At 70.2% G+C, this 24,218-nt stretch carries 21 protein-coding genes and 1 pseudogene; 9 read left to right on the top strand and 13 right to left on the bottom strand.

Annotated elements, in window-relative coordinates; all coding sequences use genetic code 11:
* Positions 1-11: 11 nt before the first annotated feature.
* Positions 12-884, bottom strand: a complete 873-nt coding sequence (gene rfbA, locus VIP82_RS05510; protein ID WP_331906460.1) for a glucose-1-phosphate thymidylyltransferase RfbA — start codon at positions 882-884, stop codon at positions 12-14.
* 71 nt (positions 885-955) lie between these two features.
* On the opposite strand from rfbA, the gene rfbB reads away from it, so the two are divergent.
* Both rfbB and VIP82_RS05500 read left to right on the top strand, forming a co-directional pair.
* On the top strand, positions 956-1,954 hold the full coding sequence (rfbB, locus tag VIP82_RS05505; RefSeq protein WP_331906458.1) for a dTDP-glucose 4,6-dehydratase: 999 nt from the start codon (positions 956-958) through the stop codon (positions 1,952-1,954).
* Positions 1,954-3,363 (top strand): sugar nucleotide-binding protein, encoded by a 1,410-nt coding sequence (locus tag VIP82_RS05500; protein ID WP_331906456.1) that lies wholly within the window; start codon positions 1,954-1,956, stop codon positions 3,361-3,363. Before rfbB ends, VIP82_RS05500 begins: the two co-directional genes overlap by 1 nt.
* Positions 3,364-3,472: 109 nt before the next feature.
* Here VIP82_RS05500 and VIP82_RS05495 read toward each other — a convergent pair whose 3' ends face one another.
* The 7 genes from VIP82_RS05495 to VIP82_RS05465 all read right to left on the bottom strand — a co-directional run bounded on the left by VIP82_RS05495 (position 3,473) and on the right by VIP82_RS05465 (position 11,669).
* Positions 3,473-5,650, bottom strand: a complete 2,178-nt coding sequence (locus tag VIP82_RS05495; protein ID WP_331906454.1) for a hypothetical protein — start codon at positions 5,648-5,650, stop codon at positions 3,473-3,475.
* A 120-nt stretch (positions 5,651-5,770) separates the two neighbouring features.
* A complete protein-coding gene (locus VIP82_RS05490; protein ID WP_331906452.1) occupies positions 5,771-6,898 on the bottom strand; it encodes a glycosyltransferase in 1,128 nt (375 codons plus the stop codon).
* Between the two features lie 3 nt (positions 6,899-6,901).
* Positions 6,902-8,371 (bottom strand): LCP family protein, encoded by a 1,470-nt coding sequence (locus tag VIP82_RS05485; RefSeq protein WP_331906450.1) that lies wholly within the window; start codon positions 8,369-8,371, stop codon positions 6,902-6,904.
* Positions 8,368-8,835 carry a 5-(carboxyamino)imidazole ribonucleotide mutase gene (gene purE, locus VIP82_RS05480; RefSeq protein WP_331906536.1) on the bottom strand — a complete coding sequence of 156 codons (468 nt, stop codon included), beginning with the start codon at positions 8,833-8,835 and terminating at the stop codon, positions 8,368-8,370. Before purE ends, VIP82_RS05485 begins: the two co-directional genes overlap by 4 nt.
* Positions 8,836-8,980: 145 nt before the next feature.
* A complete protein-coding gene (locus VIP82_RS05475) occupies positions 8,981-10,117 on the bottom strand; it encodes a 5-(carboxyamino)imidazole ribonucleotide synthase (protein ID WP_331906448.1) in 1,137 nt (378 codons plus the stop codon).
* A gap of 65 nt (positions 10,118-10,182) precedes the next feature.
* Positions 10,183-10,767 carry a PH domain-containing protein gene (locus VIP82_RS05470; protein WP_331906446.1) on the bottom strand — a complete coding sequence of 195 codons (585 nt, stop codon included), beginning with the start codon at positions 10,765-10,767 and terminating at the stop codon, positions 10,183-10,185.
* Between the two features lie 89 nt (positions 10,768-10,856).
* Positions 10,857-11,669, bottom strand: coding sequence for a biotin--[acetyl-CoA-carboxylase] ligase (locus VIP82_RS05465; protein ID WP_331906534.1), 813 nt, complete (start codon positions 11,667-11,669; stop codon positions 10,857-10,859).
* A gap of 138 nt (positions 11,670-11,807) precedes the next feature.
* Here VIP82_RS05465 and VIP82_RS05460 point away from each other — a divergent pair, with 138 nt between their 5' ends.
* Together VIP82_RS05460 and VIP82_RS05455 are read left to right on the top strand one after the other, a co-directional pair.
* Positions 11,808-13,397, top strand: coding sequence for an acyl-CoA carboxylase subunit beta (locus VIP82_RS05460; protein WP_404909332.1), 1,590 nt, complete (start codon positions 11,808-11,810; stop codon positions 13,395-13,397).
* Positions 13,394-13,657, top strand: coding sequence for an acyl-CoA carboxylase subunit epsilon (locus VIP82_RS05455; protein ID WP_331906444.1), 264 nt, complete (start codon positions 13,394-13,396; stop codon positions 13,655-13,657). Before VIP82_RS05460 ends, VIP82_RS05455 begins: the two co-directional genes overlap by 4 nt.
* A 460-nt stretch (positions 13,658-14,117) precedes the next feature.
* Here VIP82_RS05455 and VIP82_RS05450 read toward each other — a convergent pair whose 3' ends face one another.
* The 4 genes from VIP82_RS05450 to VIP82_RS05435 are packed head-to-tail and all read right to left on the bottom strand — an operon-like array spanning position 14,118 to position 18,516.
* Positions 14,118-15,215, bottom strand: a complete 1,098-nt coding sequence (locus tag VIP82_RS05450) for a hypothetical protein (protein ID WP_331906442.1) — start codon at positions 15,213-15,215, stop codon at positions 14,118-14,120.
* A complete protein-coding gene (locus tag VIP82_RS05445) occupies positions 15,212-16,462 on the bottom strand; it encodes an ATP-binding protein (protein WP_331906440.1) in 1,251 nt (416 codons plus the stop codon). Before VIP82_RS05445 ends, VIP82_RS05450 begins: the two co-directional genes overlap by 4 nt.
* The gene (locus tag VIP82_RS05440) at positions 16,452-17,129 is read right to left on the bottom strand and encodes a response regulator transcription factor (RefSeq protein WP_331906438.1); all 678 of its coding nucleotides are present in this window, start codon (positions 17,127-17,129) and stop codon (positions 16,452-16,454) included. Before VIP82_RS05440 ends, VIP82_RS05445 begins: the two co-directional genes overlap by 11 nt.
* 22 nt (positions 17,130-17,151) lie before the next feature.
* Entirely contained in the window at positions 17,152-18,516 is a 1,365-nt protein-coding gene (locus VIP82_RS05435; protein ID WP_331906436.1) for a class I SAM-dependent RNA methyltransferase, read from the bottom strand.
* 37 nt (positions 18,517-18,553) lie between these two features.
* Here VIP82_RS05435 and VIP82_RS05430 point away from each other — a divergent pair, with 37 nt between their 5' ends.
* The 3 genes from VIP82_RS05430 to VIP82_RS05420 all read left to right on the top strand — a co-directional run bounded on the left by VIP82_RS05430 (position 18,554) and on the right by VIP82_RS05420 (position 21,460).
* Positions 18,554-19,243 (top strand): Maf family protein, encoded by a 690-nt coding sequence (locus VIP82_RS05430; protein WP_331906434.1) that lies wholly within the window; start codon positions 18,554-18,556, stop codon positions 19,241-19,243.
* 111 nt (positions 19,244-19,354) lie between these two features.
* Positions 19,355-21,121 (top strand): acetyl/propionyl/methylcrotonyl-CoA carboxylase subunit alpha, encoded by a 1,767-nt coding sequence (locus tag VIP82_RS05425; protein WP_331906432.1) that lies wholly within the window; start codon positions 19,355-19,357, stop codon positions 21,119-21,121.
* A gap of 42 nt (positions 21,122-21,163) precedes the next feature.
* The gene (locus VIP82_RS05420; protein WP_331906430.1) at positions 21,164-21,460 is read left to right on the top strand and encodes a hypothetical protein; all 297 of its coding nucleotides are present in this window, start codon (positions 21,164-21,166) and stop codon (positions 21,458-21,460) included.
* Between the two features lie 46 nt (positions 21,461-21,506).
* Here the strand turns inward: VIP82_RS05420 and VIP82_RS05415 are convergent, their stop codons facing one another.
* A complete protein-coding gene (locus VIP82_RS05415; RefSeq protein ID WP_331906428.1) occupies positions 21,507-22,964 on the bottom strand; it encodes an NAD(P)H-quinone dehydrogenase in 1,458 nt (485 codons plus the stop codon).
* Between the two features lie 106 nt (positions 22,965-23,070).
* On the opposite strand from VIP82_RS05415, the gene VIP82_RS05410 reads away from it, so the two are divergent.
* Together VIP82_RS05410 and VIP82_RS05405 are read left to right on the top strand one after the other, a co-directional pair.
* Positions 23,071-23,904 (top strand): purine-nucleoside phosphorylase, encoded by an 834-nt coding sequence (locus tag VIP82_RS05410; protein WP_331906426.1) that lies wholly within the window; start codon positions 23,071-23,073, stop codon positions 23,902-23,904.
* Positions 23,901-24,218: pseudogene (locus VIP82_RS05405) on the top strand (phospho-sugar mutase); the annotation flags it as partial. The gene VIP82_RS05410 and the pseudogene VIP82_RS05405, both read left to right, overlap by 4 nt.

The raw sequence follows: 24,218 nt of genomic DNA, 5'->3' as shown, positions 1-24,218 counted from the left end.
CCCGGAGCCGCTCAGTTCAAGCCCTGCTGCAGCGCTTTGAGGAGGTAGGCACCGTACCCGCTCTTCACCAACGGCTCAGCACGCTCGCGAAGGTCTTCGTCGGTCAGGAAGCCCATGCGCCACGCGACCTCTTCCGGGCATCCGATCGAAAGCCCCTGGCGCTTCTCCACCGTGCGGATGAAGTCGGTGGCCTCGCTGAGAGAGTCGAACGTGCCGGTGTCGAGCCACGCCGTCCCCCGCGGAAGGAGTTCGACCTTCAGGTCGCCTCGCTCCAGGTAGGCCTTGTTGACATCGGTGATCTCGAGCTCCCCACGCGGCGAAGGGGTCAGATTCTTCGCAATCTCGACGACGTCGTTGTCGTAGAAGTAGAGGCCGGGGACGGCGTAGTTGCTCTTCGGATCGATCGGCTTCTCCTCGAGCGAGACCACGCTCCCCGCGGCGTCGAACTCGACCACTCCATAGGCGGTGGGATCGTCGACCCAGTAGCCGAACACCACGCCGCCCGACAGGTCGGTGTACTGCCGAAGGCGCGTGCCCATTCCCTGCCCGTAGAAGATGTTGTCGCCGAGCACCAGGGCGGCCGAATCGCCCCCGATGTGCTCCTCGCCCAGGATGAACGCCTGCGCGAGCCCGTCGGGTGAGGGCTGCGTCTTGTAGGTGATCGAGACGCCGAAGCGGGCGCCGTCACCGAGCAGCCGCTGGAATTGATCCGAGTCCTGCGGTGTGGTGATGATGAGGATGTCGCGGATGCCCGCCAGGATCAGCGTCGACAGCGGGTAGTAGATCATCGGCTTGTCGTACACGGGCACGAGCTGCTTCGAGATTCCGAGGGTAATCGGGTGCAACCGCGAGCCCGTGCCGCCTGCCAGGATGATGCCACGCATGCCTCTAGTCTCCGGCATGCGCCGAGGAGCACCAAACCTGGGCGCGTGGCGCTGCCCGGTATCCTGGACCGATGCGCAGACTCCTGGTCACTGGCGGTGCCGGTTTCATCGGCTCGAACTTCGTCCACCACGTCCTCGAGCACACCGATGACCACGTCACCGTCCTCGACAAGCTGACGTATGCCGGCAACCTCGCGTCTCTCGACGGACTTCCGGCCGACCGTTTCACGTTCGTCCAGGGCGACATCGCCGACGCGGCGCTCGTCGATGATCTCTTCTCGGGTGTGGACGCCGTGGTGCACTACGCGGCCGAGTCGCACAACGACAATTCACTGCACGAGCCGCGCCCATTCCTCGACACGAACATCATCGGCACCTACACGCTGCTGGAGGCCGCACGCAGGCACGACCGCCGCTTCCACCACATCTCGACAGACGAGGTCTACGGCGACCTGGAACTCGATGACCCGGCACGCTTCACCGAGCAGACGCCCTACAACCCCTCCTCGCCGTACTCGTCGACCAAGGCCGGCAGTGACCTGCTCGTGCGGGCCTGGGTGCGATCGTTCGGAGTCCGGGCGACGATCTCGAACTGCTCCAACAACTACGGCCCGTACCAGCACGTGGAGAAGTTCATCCCGCGCCAGATCACGAACGTGATCCGCGGCATCCGTCCGAAGCTCTACGGTGCCGGCGAGAACGTCCGCGACTGGATCCACGCCGACGACCATTCGTCCGCAGTGCTGACCATTCTCGAACGCGGTCGACTCGGCGAGACATACCTCATCGGTGCGGACGGTGAGAAGAACAACAAGGACGTCGTCGAGCTCATCCTCGAACAGATGGGGCAGCCCAGGGACGCGTACGACCATGTCACCGACCGCGCCGGCCACGACCTCAGGTACGCCATCGACTCGGGCAAGCTGCGGACGGAGCTCGGCTGGCGCCCGGCCTACGGCGATTTCGAGGCGGGGCTCGCAGCGACCATCGCGTGGTACCGCGACAACGAGGACTGGTGGGCGCCGGCGAAAGACGGCGTCGAAGCGTTCTACGCGTCGAAGGGGCAGTGATGACCGAATTCGGTAAGGGGCTCGTGCGCACGGAGACGAACATCCCGGGCCTGGTCGTGTTCGATCTTCCGGTGCACGGGGACTCGCGCGGGTGGTTCAAGGAGAACTGGCAGCGTGAGAAGATGACCGCTCTTGGGCTCCCCGACTTCGGGCCGGTGCAGAACAACATCTCTTTCAACGACGCCGCGGGGACCACGCGCGGAATCCATGCAGAACCCTGGGACAAGTGGGTGTCGGTCGCCACAGGCCGCATCTTCGGCGCCTGGGTCGACCTGCGTGAGGGCGCCACCTTCGGGGCTGTCTTCACCGCCGAGCTCGATCCGTCACGAGCGATCTTCGTCCCTCGTGGTGTCGGCAACTCGTACCAGACGCTCGAGGCCGACACCGCGTACACGTACCTGGTGAACGACCACTGGTCGCCCGACGCCGAGTACGCCTTCCTCAACCTCGCCGATGAGACGGCCGCGATCGACTGGCCCATCCCCCTGTCGGAGGTCGAGATCTCGGCGAAGGACCGCGCACACCCGCGCCTCGCCGACGTCACGCCCATCCCGCCGCGGAAGATCCTCGTGGTGGGCGCCGCCGGACAACTCGGACGCGCCCTGCGCGCGGAGTACGCAGGCGCGGATCACGTGGAATACGCGACGCGAGCCGACCTGGATCTCACGGCGCCAGATCTCGAGTCGGCTCGGCGTTGGCGCGAATACGGCGTCATCATCAACGCCGCGGCGTACACGGCGGTCGATGTCGCCGAGACTCCGGCCGGGCGTCGCGACGCCTGGGCGGCCAACGCCACCGCCGTCGGCGCGCTCGCACGGATCGCGGCTGCGAACGCGATCACGCTCGTCCACGTTTCGAGCGACTACGTCTTCGATGGGACGAAGGACGCACCGTATGACGAGACCGAGCCGGTGGCTCCGCTCGGTGTCTACGGGCAGACCAAGGCGGCCGGTGACGCGGCCGCTGCGACGGCGCCGCGCCACTACATCGTCCGTACGAGCTGGGTGATCGGCGAGGGCAAGAACTTCGTCGGCACGATGGCGTCCCTCGCGGAACGGGGTGTCGACCCGAGTGTCGTCGACGATCAACGCGGACGGCTGACGTTCACCTCGGAGATCGCGCGAGGGATCGCACACCTGATCGACTCGGAAGCAGCGTTCGGCACATACAACCTCACGGGTGGCGGACAGCCGCTGACGTGGGCTGAGATCGCCAGAGAGGTCTTCACGCTGACCGGGCACGATGCGTCGCGTGTGACGGGCGTGAGCACCGAGGACTACTTCGCCGCCGCCACGGCGCCGGTCGCCCCGCGCCCGCGTAACAGCGTCCTCGACCTGCAGAAGATCCGCGCGACGGGGTTCGAGCCCGCAGACGCCCTGGACACGCTGAGACGCGAACTGATCCGCTGACCGCCCGTCTGCCGGGCGGCCGACCGCCGCGCGGGGGCGTCCTGGCAGGCACCCGGCGCCGGATGAGCGAATCCCCCGGGAATCAGGAACCTGCGCCGGAGGATCGAACCTAGGGCACGGTCACGTCGCGACAGCCGAGAGCCGGGTTGGACCCGCCCGCGGTGTCGATGGCGTAGACGCACACCCTGTGGGAGCCGGCGGAAGCCGGGATCGAGGCCACGAATCCATGCGCGCTGCCCGAGGCCGGATACACGCTCGCGACATCGGGACGTGCGAGATTGGCGATGAACTCCCGGCCGACGCCGTCGACATATACGTGGACGGCGACGGGGTTCGTCGTATCGGGATCGATCGCCCATCCTGACGCGGTCAGCGCGCCCGGCGAAGTCGAGACCCATTCGAAGTTGCCGAACGGCGCCTTGTTGACCGCGGGGGTCGGTGCGGCCACCGTCACCGTACGACAACCCAGCGTCGGATTGGAGCCGCCCGCGTCATCGATCGCGTACACGCACACGTAGTGCGAGCCGGGAGAGGCCGACGTCTGGACGACGAACCCGTGCCGGTCGCCGTATCCGGGATACGCCGCCCCGACATCCGGACGCGACACGTCCGCTGTGTAACCCTTGCCCACACCGTCCACGTAGACGTGCACCTGGATCGGTCCCGTGACATTCGGGTCGATCGCCCACCCCGCGATCGTCAGGTTCCCCGCCGACACACCCACCGACTCGAAGTTGCCGAACGGCGCCTTGTTGACCACCGGGGTCGGTGGTGCCACCGTCACCGTACGACAGCCGATGTCGGTGTCGCCGCCGATGACCGCCGTGTTCACGGCGACCGCGCACACCGTCGAGGTGCCGGTCTGCATCGTGACCTGTGCCGAGAACCCGTGGTTGGAGCCGGCAGAAGGATACGACGCACCCACATCGGGGCGGGGGCGATCAGCGGTCACCTCGGTCGTGGAGCTGCCGACCGTGAGTCGTACCTTGATCGGCGAAGCGGTGTCCGGGTCGATCGCCCAGCCGGAGGCGGTCGCCGTTGTGCCCGACACCGTCAGCGATTCCAGGTAGCCGATCGGAGCGCTGCCTCCGTCGATGGGACCGCTCACGGAGACTGTGCCGCACGACAGCAGCTGATTCGTTCCCGCGCCGGCGTTGATGGCGTAAGCGCACACCGAGTGCGTGCCGGCGGCGGGTACCTTGACCCGGACGTTGAAACCATGCTTCGAGCCCACGGCCGGATAGGCGGCCCCTACGTCTGGTCGTTCGTCGGCGGCCACGAACGCGGTGCCGACAGATCCGACGTAGATGTGCACCTCGATAGGGCTGGTGGTATCGGGGTCCGCAGCCCAGCCCGTCACCCGGATGGAGCCGGAGTCGCTCAACATCGACTCGACATTGCCGAACGGGTTCCCGCCACCGGTCGTCGAGCCGAACCAATCCGTGAAGTACTGGAAGAAATTGCGGTTGCCATAGCTGGAGCAGCCATCGCCTTCGCCGTATCCGGCCCGCAATGCGGCCGCGTTCGGCTGATACGGCGTGTAGTAGTAGAGATCCGCCGTCGCCTGGTTCTGGATGTACACCGGCGACGAGCCGCAGGCCTCGTTCGGGTGCCAGCGGACGTTCCACGTCTTTCCGGGCGCATACCAGGTGAAGTACTGGCTCGTGCCGGCCGGGTTGGCATAGCGCTTCAGCTGCCATGCGGCGCCGTACACCTGGTTGAAGAACCCGTAGTATCTCGTGTCGCACGCCGCCGTGTCGGGGCAGCCCTGCCCCATCGCGATCGTGTACCGCCAGTCGGACGGCCACGTGTGCAGCACGAGCCCTTGCTCCTTCTGCAGCATCACCAGAAGCACCTGAGGGTTGATGCCGCACGCCTGCGCCACCTTGTAGATGATCGCCGATGCGCGTTCGCGATATCCCCCCGGGTACGCGCCGCACATCGCGTCGGCGCTCGTCGCTCGCGACGTGTCGTACCAGTCCTTCAGACACACATAGCCCGACTGGCAGTTCGGCACCTTGGACTGCAGGAACTGCTGGATCTGCGCCTCGCTCATCGTGCCGCGATCGAAGAACTTCGCGTCGCTGATGATGTAGCCGGGCTGGAACTGGGACAGGTCCGCGCTCTTGACGATGCCACTGGGCACCGCCTCCGCGGTCGCCTCGACCGCGCCGGCTTCCGCCGCGGTGACGTTCGATGTCGCAGCCGAGACGTCCGCCTGCGTCGCGGCGGGCGCCAACAGCAAGGCACCGGCAAGACTGAACGCCGCTGCAACGACGCCGACCATTCGCCGCGTCGAAGCGCGCGGAACCCCCCGATTGCCTGCAACCACGACCACAGTCTGGCCGATCCGTCGTCCGGTTTCGACGCGCCTCGCCGCAGAAGCCCCGGCCAGACGATTGAACGGCTACAGCTCGGCGTGCAGCATCCAGACCTTGTCGGCGGCCTCTCGCCACGAGAACGCACGCCCGCGATCCCCCGCGAGCACCCCCAGCCGTTCCGCAGCTGCCGTCGAACCCAGGCCCGTCGCGAGCGCCGCGCCGAGCCCGTCCGAGAGCTCCGACACACTCGACGAAGACACCAGCACTCCCCCGTCGAACACGACTTCGTCGTGCACCGCCGACGACGCCGCGACCACCGGCACGCCGAGCGTCAGGGCGTCGACGACGCGCCACGGGAACGCTGCGCGACGCGATGGAGCGACGAAGGCGACGGCAGCGCCGAACACGGCGGCACGATCGATCGCTGACAGCACGCCGCGCACGTGCAGCACACGTTCCGGGATTCCGGCAGCTGACGCGAGATCGGCCACCGCGGGCTCGTGCCCCTCTTCGACGTCGATCACCACGATGGGGAGGTCGACAGCGGATGCGGCGACCGCGGCGAGTCCGGCATCCAACCCCTCAGAACCGAGCGGCCCGCCCGCCAAGAGGATGAAGCCCTCGGGCAGACTCAGCTCGCGGCGACGGCCCACTTCATCCACCGGCACCGAGAACGCCAGCGGCGACGCCCCGGCGATGACCCGCACGCGATCGCCCAGCGGCGCGATCTCCAGCAGCCGCGCCGCCAGCGAATGCGTGGGCACCACCACGGCGTCGGCGTGCTTGACCGCGCGCTTCAGCATCGCCTTGTGCCAGGCGACGACGGCGCGGGGCAGCTCGGCGGGCGATTCCCACGGGCGGAGGTCCCACACGGTCACCACCGTCTGGTCGTGGTCGTGCACCCGGTCGTGGCGCACGAGCGGCGCGAAGAGCGACGGCGAGTGGATCATTCCTCCGCCGATGCCCGTGCCGACGCCCAGCTGCAGCGCGGTCGCGAGCTCGCGCCGGGGCAGGGCCGTGCGACGTACCCCCACCAGACCCGGCACCGCGTCCAAAGCGCCATCCGACCCGCCAGCGGGTGCGATCGCCTCGACCTCGCAGCCGGAGGGCGCACCGAGCACGAGGGCCCGGGCCAGCTCGCGCGAGGCCTCGGCGATCTCGGGCTCGGTCGGTGCGACGAGCTGGTCGAGCACGACGCGCAGCGTGGCGACCACGGTTCAGCCCTCGGGCGTCGGGGTCGGCGGGTGGAGCGTCGTCTGCACGAGATCGGCGATGTAGGCGTAGTCGGGGTTGAACTCGTCGATCCCCTCGGCGGGCGTGAGTTCGAGCGTCTGCACCGGCTGCTCCTTGGCCTTCAACGCGAGGTCCACGAGCGTCGGAATGAGCGACTGCGGCAGGTCCGTCTGAACGAGGTCCGAGCCGGCGGTGGCGACGTCCTGGAAGCGCGTCAGGACCACCTGCGGCGTGAACTGCGCGAGGATCGCCTCCTGCAGCTCGCGCTGGCGCTTCATGCGTGAGAAGTCGTCGGTCGTGTAGCGCGAGCGGGCGTACCACTGGGCGGTGTCGCCGTCCATGTGCTGCTGGCCGGGCTCGATCCAGCCGATCGCCCAGTCCTCGGCCGACTCACCGGGGTACGAGGGCCCGCCGCCCTTGGGCAGGCGCTCCGTGACGTTGATGTCGACGCCGCCGAGCGCATCGACGAGCGAGGCGAACCCGTGCATGTCGACGAAGACGTAGTACGGGATCTCGATTCCGAGGATCCCCTCGGCCGCGTCCTTCGTCGCCTCGATGCCGGGCTCCGAACCGTTCGCCTCGGCATCCGGGTATAAGTCCGCCCCGTTCTGGCACACCTCGACCTCGGTGCGCAGCTGGTTGATTCCGCTCCCCCACCCGCAGGTCGGGTCCGCGTGGCCCTCGTGACCGTTCGGGTAGGTGTCCTGCATGGGACCCTCCGCGAACGGGAAGTGGGGCATGTCGCGTGGGATGCCGGTGATGGTGGTCGCACCGGTCGTGGCGTTGACCGACACCACCGAGATGCTGTCGAACCTCATGGAGTCGCGGCCTTCGCCGCTGTCGGCGCCCAGCAGCAGGATGTTGTAGTAGCCGTCCGACGGAGGGACGGACGGGCCGCTCGCCCCGAAGATCGTGCTGATGGTGCTGCGTATGGCGCCGACGGCGGTCGATGCGTAAGCGGCGGTGCCGCTGGCGACGACCATCAGACCGACTGCCACGAGGGCGATCGCGAAGCGCGCGCCGCGTCCGGTCTTCACCAGGCGCACGAGCCGCAGTGTGTCGACGGTGAGCACGATCCACAGCACGGCGTAGCCGATCAGCAGTCCCTGAGCGATCAGCAACGGGAGCGGACGGAGCAGTCCCAACCAGTCGGGCAGCCACGCACTCGTCACGATGCTGAGTCCGGCGGTGGGCGCGAGCAGCGCGAACAGCAGCGCGATCACGAGGAGCGCCCACATCACGAGCGTCGCGCCGATGCCGAATCGACCGAGCCTCCGGTTGCCCGCGAGCACCTGCGCAGACCCGGGTATGAGGAAGTTCAGCCCGACCAGCCACCACCCGCGGCGCGTCATGACCGCCCGCGACGAGGCATCCGGGTGCCGCATCGGGCGCTCTTCGACGACGCCCGGTCGGACCGGACGTGCGGTGGCGCTCGGTGGGCTCATCACGCTCACAGCGACTCCTTGAGCCGCCGGTTCTTCTGCTCGACCTGCGCTTCGAGATCGCGGGCGTACGCCTCGACGCGGTCCGCGACGGCGTCGTCCGAGGCACCGAGGATCCGCGCGGCGAGGAGTCCGGCGTTCTTGGCGCCGTTGATCGAGACCGTCGCGACCGGGATCCCGGCGGGCATCTGCACAATGCTGAGCAGTGAATCCATGCCGTCGAGCGTCGCGAGCTGCACGGGCACGCCGATGACCGGGAGTGCGGTGACCGAGGCGAGCATGCCGGGAAGGTGCGCGGCCCCGCCGGCGCCGGCGATGATCGCCCGCAGCCCGCGCGAGCGGGCCTCACGCCCGTAGCGCATGAGCTTGTCGGGGGTGCGATGCGCCGAGACGACCTCGACCTCGTGCGGGATGCCGAAGTCCGTGAGCGCCTGCGAGGCGTCGCTCATGACCCGCCAGTCGGAGTCGGAGCCCATGACGACGCCGACGAGCGGCGCCTCGGAGGAATGAAGGGGCGCAGTCACTCGTCAAGGCTAGGGGCGAAGGCTGGAAGATCCCCGCAACGGCGCGGTCCCTTCACCAAGCCACGTAGCCGGCCAGCGAGCTCCCACCGTAAGGGAATCAGTCCAGGAAGAAGGATGCCGCGGCTCGCGCCTGATACGCCACGTCGTCGAGGTCGTCGCCGACGACGTTGACGTGCCCCACCTTGCGCCCCGGACGCGGCGCCTTGCCGTAGGTGTGCACCTTGGCCTGCGGGTGCTCCTCCATCGCGGCAGCGAACCGGGCGTCGAGCGCGTCGTCAGCGGGCCCGCCGAGGATGTTCACCATCACCGCCCACCCCGCGACAGGATGCGTATCGCCGAGGGGAAGGTCGAGCACGGCGCGCAGGTGCTGCTCGAACTGGCTGGTCACCGCGCCGTCCTGGCTCCAGTGGCCGCTGTTGTGCGGGCGCATGGCCAGCTCGTTCACGAGCAGCCGCTCGTCGGTGGTCTCGAACAGCTCGACCGCCAGCATCCCGGTCACCCCGAGTCCCTCGGCGATCGAGACGCCGATCTCGGACGCCACCTGCTGCAGTCGCTCGTTCGAGTGCGGAGCCGGCGCGATCACCTCTGCGCACACGCCGTCGCGCTGCACCGTCTCGACGACGGGGTACGCCTTCACGGCGCCCGACGGACGACGGGCGACCTGCTGGGCGAGCTCTCGGGTGAAGTCGACGAGCTCCTCGACGAGGAGGGCGCCGCCATGGGCATCCTCGGCGAGCGTCGCGAACCAGTCCTCGGCCTCGGTGCCGGCCGAGACCACGCGGACGCCCTTGCCGTCGTAGCCGCCGCGGGGAGTCTTCACAACCGCTCGCCCGCCGTGGTCGTCGATGAACGCCTGCAGCTCCTCGGTGTCGGTGACGGCCGCCCAGTCGGGCTGCGGCATCCCGAGCTCCTGGAGACGCGCCCGCATGACGAGCTTGTCCTGCGCGAATTTCAGTGCATCGGGGCCGGGGTGAACGGCGATGCCCTCGCCGACGAGCGCGGCCAGCACGTCCTGCGGCACGTGCTCGTGATCGAAGGTCACGACGTCGACTTCGCGGGCGAACGCGAGCACCGTCGCGGCGTCTCGGTAGTCGCCGACGGCAGTGGCGGCGAGGGATGCCGACATCCCCTCGTCTTCGGCGAGCACGCGCAGCTCGACTCCGAGCTCGACCGCCGGCGCGATCATCATGCGGGCCAGCTGGCCACCTCCGACGACTCCGACTCGCAGCGCCATGCCACTCCCTCTCGCCTCAAGACTTCCTCCATCATCCCGCACACCGGGATGACGGACGAGCCGGGTCAGGCCTGCGGGAGCGGCGGCCGAGGCGGAACGGCCGGCGGCGGGCCGGGCGGGAGGGGCTGCGCGTCGCGATGCGCGAGGATCTGATTCACCTCGACCTGATCGACGAGTGCCTCGTGCACGAGCTCGGCGCTGGGGATGTTGGCGAGCCGCAGGGGCTCGTCGACGCCGTTGGCGAGGGTGATCGTCCCCGCACCCCACATGCGCTGCAGCAGGCCGCGATGGACCTTCAGCGTGTAACCGCGGACGTGTGCCAGCTCCCTGCGTTTCGCCCCGAAGACTCCGCGACGCTCCATCACGCGCCGCGTCGTGATCGTGTACACGTGCCCCGCCCAGGCGAGGTACGGGAGGACCACGAGCAGGAGCAGCACGGCGGCCGCCGCGGCGAGCAGCATCCAGTTCTCGAACGGCGCCGGGAGGTTGCCGTAGAAGTACCCGCAGGCACCCGCGACGGCGATGAGCACGAGGGCCGACCACGTGAGCCGGCGCGCATGGGGGCGGAAGCGCGCGACGAGCAGCTCCGGAGTGGGCGCGCCGGGGGCCGGCGTCAGCGGCCTGCCACCGTAGCTCGTCGGCTGCGTCATGTCACCATTGTGCGGCGAGCCGCCGACAGTCCGAGGTGAACCCGCCGTTTTACGTCATCAGCGCCGCGCGCCGCCCGGCACTCGAGCCGTCAGGAGCGAGGACGGCTTCGCACGTGAACGACGTCGCCGGCCGACACGACGCTCTCGTACTCGCCGTCCTGCACGACGACCAGGCGCCCGTCAGGGTCGACGCGCTGCGCCCGGCCCCAGAGCGTCTGACCGTCGGGCAGCGACACCGCGACGTCGCTGCCCAGCGTGCTGCAGAGCGCCTCGACCTCGGCCAGCACGCCGGAGGCCGCGGCATCCCCGCCGGCGGCGGCCAGCGCGGTCAGCTGTTCGTCGAGAGCAGCGAGGTAGTCCGCCAGCAGGCGATCCTCGTCGCACGTCAGACCCACCGCTGCGAACGAGGTCGCCGTGTCGACGGGGAGGTCGGTGCGCGGCATCCGGGTGTTCACGCCCGATCCGACGACGACGACATCGGAGTGCCCCGGCACGACCTCGGCGAGGATGCCGCAGACCTTCCCGCCGTCGATGAGCACGTCGTTCGGCCACTTGAGCGTCGCGGTATGCGCTGAGTCTGCGAGCTGCGCACCGATCGCACGCGTCATCGCGGCGCCCGCCAGCAGCGGGATCCAGCCGCGCGCCGCTGCCGGGATCGCCGCGGCATCGATCACGACCGAGACGGCGAGTGCGGATCCGGGCGGCGTCACCCACGTGCGGTCCAGGCGCCCGCGACCGGCGCGCTGGTCTCTGGTCAGCAGCAGCGACAGATGAGGCCATTCGTGCCGGGCATCGACGACGTGCCGCACGACATCGGCATTGGTCGAGTCGGTGGTCTCCACGACCTGGACGCGCGGGCTCACGGCGGCCGCGAGCGGGAACCCCTCGGACGAGTAGGACATGCTGCTCACCGTACGCGCCTCGCCCCGGCGGCGCCGCTCCCGCGCCCACGCTTTCCGCCGGGGACCCACAGCGGATGCCGCGACCCCTTGTGCGAACCCTCCAACCGATCCCCCGAGCCCGCCGATAGGGTGGAATCCGTGACCGATCAGCCCGACCTCTCGACGACCGCCGGCAAGATCGCCGACCTCCGCGCACGCTTCCAGGAGGCCGTCCTCGATCCCGAGGAGGTCGCCAAGGAGAAGCAGCACGCGAAGGGCAAGGGCACCGCGCGCGAGCGCATCGACATGCTCCTGGACACCGGCAGCTTCGTCGAGCTCGACGAGTACGTGCGTCACCGCACCACCGCGTTCGGCATGGACCGCTCCCGCCCCTACGGCGACTCCGTCGTCAGCGGTGTCGGCACGATCCACGGCCGCACGGTGGCGGTCTACTCGCAGGACTTCTCGACCTTCGGCGGATCGCTCGGCGAGGTCGCCGGCGAGAAGATCATCAAGGTCATGGAGTTCGCCCTGCGCTCCGGCATCCCGATTGTGGGAATTCTGGACTCGGGCGGCGCCCGGATCCAGGAGGGCGTCGTCGCTCTCGGCAAGTACGGCGAGATCTTCCGCCTCAACACCCGGGCGTCGGGCGTCATCCCGCAGATCTCGATCATCATGGGCCCCGCGGCCGGCGGCGCCGTGTACTCGCCTGCCCTCACCGACTTCGTCGTCATGGTCGACAAGACGAGCCAGATGTTCGTGACCGGCCCGGACGTGATCAAGACCGTGACCGGCGAGGACGTCGGCATGGAGGAGCTCGGCGGCGCGTACACGCACAACACCCGCTCGGGCGTCGCGCACTACCTCGCGGAGGACGAGGACGACGCGATCGACTACGTCCGCTCGATGCTCGGCTTCCTCCCCGACAACAACATGGCGGAGCTGCCCGTCTACGAGAGCGGTTTCGAATTCGAGACGACGGATGCCGACCGCGCGCTGAACGCGATCATCCCCGACTCTCCCAACCAGCCGTACGACATCCACCAGGTGATCCGCGGGATCGTCGACGCCGAGGACTTCCTCGAGGTGCAGCCGTTGTTCGCACCGAACATCGTCATCGGGTTCGGCCGCATCGAGGGCCGCTCGGTGGGCATCATCGCCAACCAGCCCTCGCAGATGGCGGGCACGCTGAACATCGAGGCCGGCGAGAAGGCGAGCCGCTTCGTGCGCTTCTGCGACGCCTTCTCGATTCCGATCGTCACCCTCGTCGACGTTCCCGGCTACCTGCCGGGCACCGACCAGGAATGGACCGGCGTCATCCGGCGCGGCGCGAAGCTCCTCTACGCGTACGCCGAGGCGACCGTGCCGCTGGTGACCGTCATCCTCCGCAAGGCCTACGGCGGCGCCTACATCGTCATGGGTTCCAAGCAGCTGGGCGCCGATGTGAACCTGGCGTGGCCGACGGCCGAGATCGCCGTCATGGGTGGCCAGGGCGCCGTGAACATCCTCTACCGCGGCGAGATCAAGCGCGCGGAAGAGGCAGGCGAAGACGTCGCCGCCGTGCGGACACGCCTCGCCAACGAGTACACGTACAACGTCGCCTCTCCCTTCCTCGCCGCCGAACGCGGCGAGCTCGACGGCATCATCGAGCCGGCGCAGACGCGGGTCTCCATCGCGAAGGCCCTGCGCGCGCTCCGTGGCAAGCGCGCCAGCCTGCCCCCCAAGAAGCACGGGAACATCCCGCTGTGAGCCTCCCGGACGACCAGACGGTCCCGGCCGAGGCCGGCGGGGATGCAGCCGCGCGCGACAGCATCACGATCGACCTGCGTCGCGGCACGCCCACGGAGGAGGAGCTCGCAGCGCTCATCGCCGTCGTCAGCGAGGCGTACACCGGCGAGGCGGCGGAGGCCGTCGCCGAGGACCGCGTGCGACGCACCGGCTGGGAGCTCTCGCAGCGTGCCCTGCGGCAGCCGCTCGACCGCGACCTGGGATGGGGCCGCTTCGGCTGATCACGCCGTCGCGACCGGACGCCGCAGAAGCCTTGGTCGGACTCGTCGGCTTGTCCCCCGAAATACCTACAGACACACCCCTCGCATCCTGGAGATACTTGTCTCGCTGGAACGCTTCTGCGTTCGGCCGGTCCGATTCCGCACTGCGGTATCCCCGGATCTGGCCATGCGGACGGTTTTCGGGTAACCGTCCGCGCAGGCGAGGGGCGGGCGGCTTCGCCGCCCCTCGCCTCCTTCTTCTCCGTTCCCCGCCTGGTTCCCCTCCCCCTCCGGGCGGGGAGCGAGTATGCCTCCAGGGCTCCCCCTCTCTGCGGCGGCCGCTCTCCTGCGCCGATCCGCATGCATGGAGGGGCTCGTTCGGGCGATGCGGCGGCATCCCCTCCGGCTCGACGCCGGTCGGTCAGCGCCATCCGTGTGCGCGGCCCCCGCGAGGGCGGTCGGAATCGAGCGCCCTCAGACCTCAGGCTCGACCGGGGTGCGGGATCTCGAGCCACAGGTCGACGGAGTCCTCGTCGCTGGGCCCGCCGACGGACGGCGAGCGTCCCACCACCGTGACAGCCACCCGCTCGTCGGGCGAGGTGCGGATGTAGAGCCGGTCGGAGGCGGCTGACCGCAGCGCGTCGGCCAGCTGGGCGCGGATGACGCTCAGCTGCTCGTCGTCGACGTCGTCGAGCCCGCCCTCATCGAGGACCGTCACGTTGGCGCCGCGACGCCGCGCGCGTTCGAGCTCGGCACGCACCTCGTCATCGAGCAGGCGCGGTCCTCGCATCTCGTCGCGGAGCTTGCCCTCTGCGATCCGCGCCTCGAGACGGTCGGCATCGGTGAGCACGCCCGCGTGAGCGACGGTGCGCGTGAGCACGGGTCCCGCGACCGCGAGCGCCTTCTGCACCTGCACACGCCGCTCCCGCTGGCGCACGATCTGCGAGGTCTGCCATCCCGTCGCCGCGCGCTGCAGCCGCGTGAGGCGGGACGTGTCGCGCGCTGCCCGGTCCATCGAGAACACCAGAAGCTGCGCGCACGTGACCCAGACGATCGAGCCGACGAGCCCGAGTGCGAGCGCATTGAGGGGCCCCATCCAGAGCATCGACGCGATGGTGAGCGCGACGATTCCCGTCCACGCGGTCCACGGGCGGCGGCGCACCATGACGATGGTCATGAGCGCGCCGATCCCTCCCAGGTACCAGGTCGCGAAGGGGGCGGTCCGGGCTGTCTCCCCCACCGCGACGGAGATCGCGCTCGGCACGATGACCGCGCACGCGAGTGCCAGGACCTGAGCGATCGGCGGAAGCCGCACCGGACCGCGGATGCCGTCGACGGAAGTCTTGGTCTCGTCCTCGGCGTGTGCCCCCGTCGCAGGTGACGCGGCAGGAGGCGAGGGGGATCGCGTCGATGCGGGTTCCCAGAAGATGCAGAGCCACGTTGTCGCGAGATAGAACGCGAGGGCGACCACGACGACGAGGGGCTGCGTGATCGGTCCGGTCCACGAGAGGCCGCGCGCGGCGAGGTACGCCGTGAATGCGACAGCGAGCACGACCAGGACGTTCTTGACGCTGATCATGCGGCGGACTCCTGCCAGGTGAGCCGCACCACGGTGCCGTGCGGTCCGGTCTCGAGGTCCGCATGCCCGCCCACGGCGGCGACACGGGCCATGATCGACGCACGGATGCCGAGCCGGTCGTCCGGAACGGCATCCAGGTCGAAGCCCTCGCCGGCGTCGTGCACCTCGACACGCACGCGCCCGTGCGACTCCATGACGGCGACGCCGAGGCCGGCGCCACCGGCGTGCTGGAGGGCGTTCGCCACCGCCTGCGTCGCGGCGAGCGCGAGCGCGCGCGCCACGCGCCCCGGAATGAGCGACCCCGCGTCGTCGAACTCGCGCTGCACGTCGACGTCGACGCCCAGCTCGGCGGCGGCCGCGTCGATCTCGGCGGCGAGGGCCGCGACATCCCACGGCTCGTCGGTGCCCTCGTGCGCATCCTGCTCGGTATTGGCCAGCCGCGTGAGCGCCTCGCGAGCCATGGATGCCGCGAGCGTGCGCTCACGCGGTGTGCTCGCCCGCTCCGCGGCGATGAGCGCCGCCAGCACGCTGTCGTGCATGAGGGCGGCGACGGCCACGCGCTCCTGCTCCGCGGCATCCGCCGCCGCCGCCTGCGCGTAGGAGGCGACCGCCCGGGCGCGCGTCTCGTCGACGTTGACGGCGATCGAGCGGAACAGCCAGCCGAGCGTGAGGATCACGCCGCCGAGGATGAGGGCGAACGACACGTCCAATCCGACGGTCATCCAGTAGTCGCTGTCGAAGCCGACCTGCATCAGCCGCACCAGCCCGAAGAGGACCGGGGCGAGGATGGTCCAGCCGATCTGCAGCGGGAAGGGGAAGGCCAGGACCGCGGCGAGAGTCGCCAGGTTGACGAGGTACCAGATCCACGGCTCGTCGACGGTCGTCGGCATCACTCCCGCGGTGGCGATGGGCCACGCGACCAGTGCGAGCACATAGACCAGAGCGAAGACGCCGGCGGCAACCCGCACACCGCGCCCGATGACGCACGCGAGGATCATCACCGCGAGGGTGCCGAAGACCGAGATCATCAGCGCTTCGTGCCACCCGGGCAGCTCGTCGGTCGAGCCCAGCGCCGCAAGGAACGCCTGGACGCCGAGGATCAGCGATCCGAAGGCGCCGCCGACCAGCGAGATGATCCGCTCCACGCGCGACCGCGTGAACGACCCGATGCCCGCAGTGGCCTGCGGCGAGTGGGGAATCTGACCCCACGCCGTGTCGAGCACGCCGGTCTGCGCGTCAACGGCCACGCGTATTGTCTCCCGGGTCGGCGGACGGCTCCACGAGGATCCCGTCCTCGACGGCGCGGTGCAGCAGATCGATCTTGGTCGGAGCTGGCCGACCGACCTCGACGTACTTGACGCGGATGCGCGTGATGTTCTCCTTGGCCGTCGAGTAGGCGACCCCGAGGCGGTCGGCGACGACCTTCAGCGGGAGGCCGGCGGCGTAGAGCCGCAGCACCTCACGCTCTCGGGCCGACAGTTGTGCGTCGGCGAACGCGCGATCGCCCTCGACGGCGCTCGCCCACTCGACGTTGTTGAGCGGCTCGCCGCGCGCCACCGTGCGCACCGCCGCGATCACATCGCCGATGGGCGAGGACTTGCTGACGACGCCGGCCGCGCCGGCGGCCAGGGCTTCGCGCACCGCTGCCGGGCGGTCGGCGACGCTGTGGATGATGACACTCGACCCGTCGAGCACCAGGCGCCGTACGTTCTCGGTGACCGTGGTGCCGTCGCCGAGCGTCAGATCGAGCACGACGACGTCCGCCGGAGGCTGGCGCGATCGTGCCCGCCACTCCACGTACTCCGTCACGGTGCTGCCCGAGAAGGCGACGTTCATCGCCTCGGCGCGGACGCAGGCCGCCTCCAGCCCGAGTCGTACCGACTCGTGGTCGTCGATGAAGGCCACGCGCGTCATTCCGCCAGCCTAGCCACGTGCGTCACCCGCGGGTGAGAACCGCCACGGCTTCGACGTGATGCGAGTTCGGGAAAAGATCCAGGGCGTCGACGCTGGCCAGGTCGTAACCGCCGGCCCGGAAGGTGGCGATGTCGCGGGCGAGCGCCACGGGATCGCATGCGACGTAGACGACCGTCTTCGGCGAGAGCGCCGTGATGTGCTCGACGACCTCGCGTCCTGCTCCCGAGCGCGGCGGGTCGAGGAGGACGACTCCTCGTGACAGGCGCTCTCGTTCGGGGGTGGATGCCTCGGCGACGAGCCGCGCCAGCCAGCGGTCGACCCGGGCGGTCTCGGCCCGGGCGCCGACCCAGTCGACCAGATTCTCGCCCGCGTGCTCGGTGGCGCGCGCGTCGGATTCGACGCTCGTCACCCGCGTCGACGGCCCGCCGAGCTCGCCCAGCGTCGCAGCGAACAGTCCCACGCCACCGTAGAGATCCAGATGCCAGGCCTCGGGATCGACGGCGCGAGCATCTCCCGGGAGGCTGCTCACCGCGGCCGACACGGCGTTGGTCAGCGTGTGCGCCGCAAGCCGGTGCACCTGCCAGAAGCCTCCGGCGTCGACGCGGAACTCGCGACCGCCGACGCGTTCCACCACGACCTCGGGCGCCGGCGCCCTGCCGGAACGCCGCCCGGGTGCCGGGCGGCCACCGCGCCCACGCCGGGTGGCGGCATCCCGATTCGTCTGGGGACGCGGCAGCACCCGCACACGACCGTCCGCGGGCTGCACGAGATCGATGCGCCCGGGCTCGCCGCCGCGCAGCTCGAGCGCGATGCGCTCGACGGCCGCGGTCGCGAGCGGCAGGTCCTCGAGCGGCACGACGCGATGGCTGCGCGCCGCGTACTGCCCGACGTTGCCGTCGTCATCGACGTGCAGGCTCACCCGCGTCCGCCACGCTGTGCCGTCGACGGTCTCGCCGTCCGCGTCATCGGTGCTGTCCTCGGCGCCGTCCGGCGTTGACGGAGCCGAGACCGGGCTCATCGTCGCCGTGGGCGCGGCGATGCCTCCGAAACGCTGCAGCGCGTCCAGCAGCACCTCGAGCTTGAGGCCGCGCTGGTGCGCGAGCTCGATGTGGCCGAAGTCGGCGCCGCCGGGCCGCTGCTCGGGCGGCACGTCGACGTCGGCCTGCCGCCACACGTGCAGCTGGCGATGCGGCGACGCCTCGAGGACCTCGAGCGTCTCGGCGCGCCAGAACGACGACTTGGCCGTGTCGGTGAGCCGCACGCGGACGCGCTCCCCCGGAATCGTGTCGGGCACGAACACGACCCGCCCCTCGTGCCGGGCGACGAAGACGCCGCCGTGGGCGACACCCGTGATGTCGAGGTCGAGGAGGTCGCCGGTTCCGCTCATCCGTCGAGCCTACGGCTCGGCCGCGTACCGTGGGAGCATGCGCGTCTGCCTCGCCTCGACCTCGCCCGCCCGGCTCATGCTGCTGGGCCAGTTCGGCATCCGTCCGCTCACCGTCGCCCCCGACGTCGACGAAGAGGCTGTGATCGCGACGGTCGAGGCGGCCGAGGCGCGCACACTCGCTCCCGACGAGCATGTGCTCCTGCTCGCTCGGCGCAAGGCGTCCGACGTGGCGGCGCGGCTGCGCGACGACATCCCCGGATTCGACGGCATCGTCATCGGCGGCGACTCGATGTTCGAGCTGGACGGCGAGGTGCTCGGCAAGCCGTACACGCCCGAGAACGCCGTGGCCCGCTGGCGGGCGATGCGCGGCCGTACCGGCGTGCTCCACTCGGGTCACGCCGTGGTGCGCATCGAGCCGGGCGAGGCGCCGCGCGAGGTGCACGCGACGGCGGCGGCATCCGTCTCCTTCGTGGCAGACATGACGGATGCCGAGATCGACGCGTACGTCGCGACCGGCGAGCCGCTGCACGTGGCGGGCGCGTTCACCGTCGACAGCCTCGGCGGAGCCTTCATCGATCGCGTCGACGGAGACCCCTCGACGGTCGTCGGCATGTCGATGTCGACGCTGCGCCGGCTCGTGCGGGAGCTGGGCGTCGAGTGGACCGCGCTCTGGAACACGACCGATCCGTCGCTCGGGCCGACCGAGACCGATCCCGCCACTCTGTAGCCGGGCACTGCCGGCGGCCGACCGGCGTTGTAGTAGGAATCCCACGTTTCTCGTCGGTTCTTGTATGAACCGGTCAAAAGCCCTCGTGATGCCGTCGGTAGGCTGGCATCCATGCCCCAGATCGCCAAGGTTCTCATTGCCAACCGCGGCGAGATCGCCGTTCGCGTCATACGCGCCGCCCGCGATGCGGGCAAGGCGTCCGTCGCCGTCTACGCCGACCAGGACCGCGACGCCATGCACGCCCGCCTCGCCGACGAGGCGTACGCGCTCGAAGGCTCGACCAGCGCCGAGACGTACCTGTCGATCGACAAGATCCTGTCGGTCGCTCGCCGCTCGGGCGCCGACGCCGTGCACCCGGGGTACGGATTCCTCGCCGAGAATGCCGACTTCGCCCGCGCCGTGATCGCGGCCGGGCTGGTGTGGATCGGCCCGTCACCCGAGGCGATCGAGGCCCTGGGCGACAAGGTGACCGCCCGCGCGGTCGCCGAGAAGGTCGGAGCCCCCCTCGCGCCCGGCACCCCCGGCCCCGTCGCGGGCGCCGACGAGGTCATCGCGTTCGCCGAAGAGGTCGGTCTGCCTATCGCCATCAAGGCGGCGTACGGCGGCGGCGGGCGAGGCCTCAAGGTCGCCCGCACGATCGACGAGGTCCCCGAGATGTTCGAGTCGGCGACGCGCGAGGCGATCACGGCGTTCGGCCGCGGCGAGTGCTTCGTCGAGAAGTACCTCGACAAGCCGCGCCACGTCGAGACGCAGTGCCTCGCGGACGCCGCCGGCAACGTCGTGGTCATCTCGACGCGCGACTGCTCGCTGCAGCGCCGCCACCAGAAGCTCGTGGAGGAGGCGCCCGCGCCGTTCCTCTCGGACGAGCAGAACACGATCCTCTACGACGCGTCGAAGGCCATCCTCAAGGAGGTCGGCTACGTCGGCGCGGGCACGTGCGAGTTCCTCATCGGCGCCGACGGCACCATCTCCTTCCTCGAGGTCAACACGCGCCTGCAGGTCGAGCACCCCGTCTCGGAGGAGGTCACTGGCATCGACCTCGTGCGGGAGCAGTTCCGCCTCGCCGAGGGCGAGGAGCTCGGCTACGACGACCCGATCGCCGACGGCCACTCGATCGAGTTCCGCATCAACGGCGAAGACCCGGGGCGCGGCTTCCTCCCCCAGCCCGGGCCCATCCACGTCTTCAAGACCTTCGGCGGCCCCGGCATCCGCCTGGACTCCGGCGTCACCGCCGGCGACAGCGTGTCGGGAGCGTTCGACTCGCTGCTCGCGAAGATCATCGTCACCGGCCGCGACCGCGCCGAGGCGCTCGAGCGCTCGCGTCGCGCCCTCGATGAGTTCGAGGTGTCGGGGCTTCCCACCGTTCTCCCGTTCCACCGCGCCGTGGTCCGCGATCCCGCGTTCGTCGCGGAGGACGGCCGGTTCGGCGTCTACACACGCTGGATCGAGACCGAGTTCGTCAACGACATCCCGCCGTGGGACGGCGAGCTCGACGCGCCGGCGCCCGCCGAGGCGCGGCACACCGTGGTCGTCGAGGTCGCGGGCAAGCGTCTCGAGGTGAGCCTGCCCGACCGCGTGGTCACCGCACCCGGTGTCGCCGGCCGGCCGGCTGCCGTGCCGCCGTCGCGGCGCTCCCACGCCCCCACTGTGGTCGCAGGCGCTTCCGGCGACGCGGTGAAGTCCCCCATGCAGGCGACCATCGTCAAGGTCGCCGTCGAGGAGGGCCAGCAGGTCGTCAAGGGCGACCTGGTCGTGGTCCTCGAGGCGATGAAGATGGAGCAGCCGATCCAGGCGCACAAGGACGGCGTCATCGGCGCGATCAACGCGAACCCCGGCACCACGGTGTCGGCCGGTCACCAGCTGCTGACGATCTCCTGACGCGAGTTCCCTCGGGCACTGCCCCAGGGGCAGGATGGCGGGATGGATGCGTCCCCCACCTCCCCCGAAGTGTCCGCAGCGGCGATCAACGTCGTGATCCCGCCCGAGCTGCGCTGGCACGACACGCGCCGCGGCGAGGAGTTCGAGCTGCAGACCCTCACGGTGCGGCTGCTGCCCGACGGCAGCCTGGCGGTGAAGGCCTACGGCCGTCCGGTCGCCGGGGGACGCGGAGCCTACGTCTCGTTCGCGATGCCCGACCGCCCGGACCTGCGGGCGCTCGTCGACGCCGGGGCGAACCGGGCGGCGGAGCTGTGGGGCGCGAACAGCGGGCTCGGCTAGCGGCGCGATGACGGATGCCGCGGGCCGCGGCATCCGTCAGCTCACGTCAGCCGCCATAGACGTTGTGGTCGACGACGTGCATCGCGCGGGCGGCGTCGGTGATGCTGCCCGACAGAGATGGGTAGACCGCGAAGACGCGGGAGACCTGGTCGACCGTGAGGCGGCGCTCGACCGCGATCGCGATCGGGTAGATGAGCTCCGAGGCGCGGGGGGCGACGATGACGCCCCCGATCACGGTGCCGCTGCCCTCGCGGGCGATGATCTTCACGAAACCGTCCTTGATGCCCATCATCTTGGCGCGCGGGTTGGCGGCCAGCGGGAGCTTGTGCACGACGCCGTTGATATGGCCGTCCTCGATGTCCTTCTCCTGCCAGCCGATCGTCGCGATCTCGGGGGCGGTGAAGATGTTCGACGTGATCCGGCGGCGCTCGAGCGGGATGACGACGTCGCCCAGGGCATGGAAGATGGCGGTGCGGCCCTGCATCGAGGCGACCGAGGCGAGGGGCACGAAGGTCGTGCAGTCGCCGGCGGCGTAGATGTTCGGCACGGACGTGCGCGCCACGCGGTTGACCTGGATGTTGCCCGACTCGGTCATCTGGATGCCCGCCTCTTCGAGGCCGATGCCCGCGGTGTTGGGGACGGAGCCGACGGCCATGAGGCAGTGGCTGCCTTCGACGGTGCGACCGTCCGACAGGGTCACCACGACCGCGTCGCCGGTGTTCTCGACCTTCTCGGCCCGCGACTTCGACAGCAGCTTCATGCCGCCGCGCTTGAAGACGCGCTCCAGGACGGCGGCGGCATCCTTGTCCTCACCGGGCAGCACCTGGTCGCGGCTGGACACGAGCGTGACCTTCGCGCCCAGGTTCATGTAGGCGCCGGCGAACTCGGCGCCGGTCACGCCCGAGCCGACCACGATGAGGTGCTCGGGCAGGGCGTTCATGTTGTAGAGCTGCGTCCAGGTGAGGATGCGGTCGCCGTCCGGCTTGGCGCTCGCGAGCTCGCGCGGCGACGAGCCGGTCGAGACGACGAGCGTGTCCGCCTCGATGCGATCGAAATCGGTGCCGCCGGGGCCAGTCGACACCACGACGGCGTGGTCGCCCTCTAGACGTCCGTGACCGGAGATGATGCGCACGCCCGCCTCGACCAGCGACGCGCGCATGTCGTCGGACTGCTGCCGCGCGAGCGTGAGCAGGCGCTTGTTGACGGCGCTCAAATTGATCGCGATCTCGGGCTTGAGAGGCTTGCCGTCCTTGCCCTTCGCGAAGAGCTGCACACCCAGGTCGCCGGCGCCGGCGATCGCCACGGCGGCGTCGGCCGTCGCGATGAGCGACTTGGACGGGACGACGTCGGTGATGACGGCCGAGCCGCCGATTCCCGCTCGTTCGACCACCGTCACCTCGGCTCCGAGCTGGGCGGCGGCCAGCGCCGCTTCGTAGCCTCCGGGTCCGCCGCCGAGGATGGCGACGCTCTGGGTGGTCTCGAAGCTGATCGACATGGATTCCATTCTCCCCTGCCGGATGGCGCGCCGACGACACATACGGCGACACTCCCGAACGCGCGGCGCAGCGCCCTCGCTGGCTCTTGTGCCCGCCGGTTCCTAAAGTGGTGGCATGTCAGACACCACCGGCAATCCCCTCGACGACCCCACGGCCGACCCTTTCGAGGTCGCCGCCGCCGCCGCGGAGGACATCGCCCGCATCACCCGCGTCGAGCGTCACGACATCGCGCTGACCCTCGGCAGCGGCTGGGGGAAGGCCGCGGAGCTCCTCGGCGAGACGACCGCGACGTTCCCCGCGACCCAGGTGACCGGCTTCAGCGCTCCCGCGCTCAGCGGTCACGTCGGGACGCTGCGGAGCATCGTCACACCCAAGGGCCGCCGCGTGCTGGTGATCGGCGCCCGCACCCACTACTACGAGGGCTACGGCGTGCGACGGGTGGTGCACAGCGTGCGCACGGCCGCCGCGGCCGGAGCCCGCACGATGGTGCTGACGAACGGCGCCGGGGGCATCAAGCACACCTGGACTCCGGGCCGCCCGGTGCTGATCAGCGACCACATCAACCTCACCGGCGACTCGCCGCTCGAGGGTGCGACGTTCATCGACCTCACCGACCTCTACTCGCTCCGCCTGCGCGACCTGGCGCGATCCATCGATCCGAGCCTCGACGAGGGCGTGTACTGCCAGTTCCGCGGCCCCCAGTACGAGACCCCGGCCGAGGTGCAGATGGCGAAGGCGATCGGCGGGCACATCGTCGGCATGTCGACGGCGCTCGAGGCCATCGCCGCGCGCCAGGCCGGCATGGAGATCCTCGGCTTCTCGCTGATCACCAACATGGCCGCCGGCATCCAGAAGACACCGCTCAGCCACCAGGAGGTGCTGGACGCCGGCCGCGAGGCCGAGCCCGTCATCTCCTCCCTCCTCGCTCGCGTGATCGGCGTGCTGTGAGCGGCGCCGAGGTGCCGGCCGCGAGCCCGGAGACGCAGGAGCCTGCCCCCGACGCAGTCCCGACCGGGGCGGATGAGAGAGCCGAGGTCCTCGAGCGCGCCCACGCGTGGCTCGCGCAGGACCCCGACGGCGAGACCCGCAGCGAGCTGCGCGCGCTCATCGAGGCCGCGGAGGCCGGCGATGCGGCAGCGGCGGACGAGCTCGCCGACCGCTTCTCGGCGCGCCTGGCGTTCGGCACCGCGGGCCTGCGCGGCGCACTCGGAGCCGGCAGCAACCGTATGAACCGCGTGCTCGTGGCTCAGGCCGCCGCCGGG

It is taken from the genome of Microbacterium sp., from assembly GCF_036566905.1.
Lineage (GTDB): Bacteria > Actinomycetota > Actinomycetes > Actinomycetales > Microbacteriaceae > Microbacterium.
This window is presented reverse-complemented; position numbering and strand designations above follow the sequence as displayed.

Coding starts and splice junctions, on each gene's coding strand:
- rfbA (WP_331906460.1), bottom strand. CDS start 884: ATGCGTGGCATCATCCTGGCAGGCGGCACGGGCTCGCGGTTGCACCCG.
- rfbB (WP_331906458.1), top strand. CDS start 956: ATGCGCAGACTCCTGGTCACTGGCGGTGCCGGTTTCATCGGCTCGAAC.
- VIP82_RS05500 (WP_331906456.1), top strand. CDS start 1,954: ATGACCGAATTCGGTAAGGGGCTCGTGCGCACGGAGACGAACATCCCG.
- VIP82_RS05495 (WP_331906454.1), bottom strand. CDS start 5,650: ATGGTCGGCGTCGTTGCAGCGGCGTTCAGTCTTGCCGGTGCCTTGCTG.
- purE (WP_331906536.1), bottom strand. CDS start 8,835: ATGGGCTCCGACTCCGACTGGCGGGTCATGAGCGACGCCTCGCAGGCG.
- VIP82_RS05475 (WP_331906448.1), bottom strand. CDS start 10,117: ATGGCGCTGCGAGTCGGAGTCGTCGGAGGTGGCCAGCTGGCCCGCATG.
- VIP82_RS05470 (WP_331906446.1), bottom strand. CDS start 10,767: ATGACGCAGCCGACGAGCTACGGTGGCAGGCCGCTGACGCCGGCCCCC.
- VIP82_RS05465 (WP_331906534.1), bottom strand. CDS start 11,669: ATGTCCTACTCGTCCGAGGGGTTCCCGCTCGCGGCCGCCGTGAGCCCG.
- VIP82_RS05450 (WP_331906442.1), bottom strand. CDS start 15,215: ATGATCAGCGTCAAGAACGTCCTGGTCGTGCTCGCTGTCGCATTCACG.
- VIP82_RS05440 (WP_331906438.1), bottom strand. CDS start 17,129: ATGACGCGCGTGGCCTTCATCGACGACCACGAGTCGGTACGACTCGGG.
- VIP82_RS05435 (WP_331906436.1), bottom strand. CDS start 18,516: ATGAGCGGAACCGGCGACCTCCTCGACCTCGACATCACGGGTGTCGCC.
- VIP82_RS05430 (WP_331906434.1), top strand. CDS start 18,554: ATGCGCGTCTGCCTCGCCTCGACCTCGCCCGCCCGGCTCATGCTGCTG.
- VIP82_RS05425 (WP_331906432.1), top strand. CDS start 19,355: ATGCCCCAGATCGCCAAGGTTCTCATTGCCAACCGCGGCGAGATCGCC.
- VIP82_RS05420 (WP_331906430.1), top strand. CDS start 21,164: ATGGATGCGTCCCCCACCTCCCCCGAAGTGTCCGCAGCGGCGATCAAC.
- VIP82_RS05415 (WP_331906428.1), bottom strand. CDS start 22,964: ATGGAATCCATGTCGATCAGCTTCGAGACCACCCAGAGCGTCGCCATC.
- VIP82_RS05410 (WP_331906426.1), top strand. CDS start 23,071: ATGTCAGACACCACCGGCAATCCCCTCGACGACCCCACGGCCGACCCT.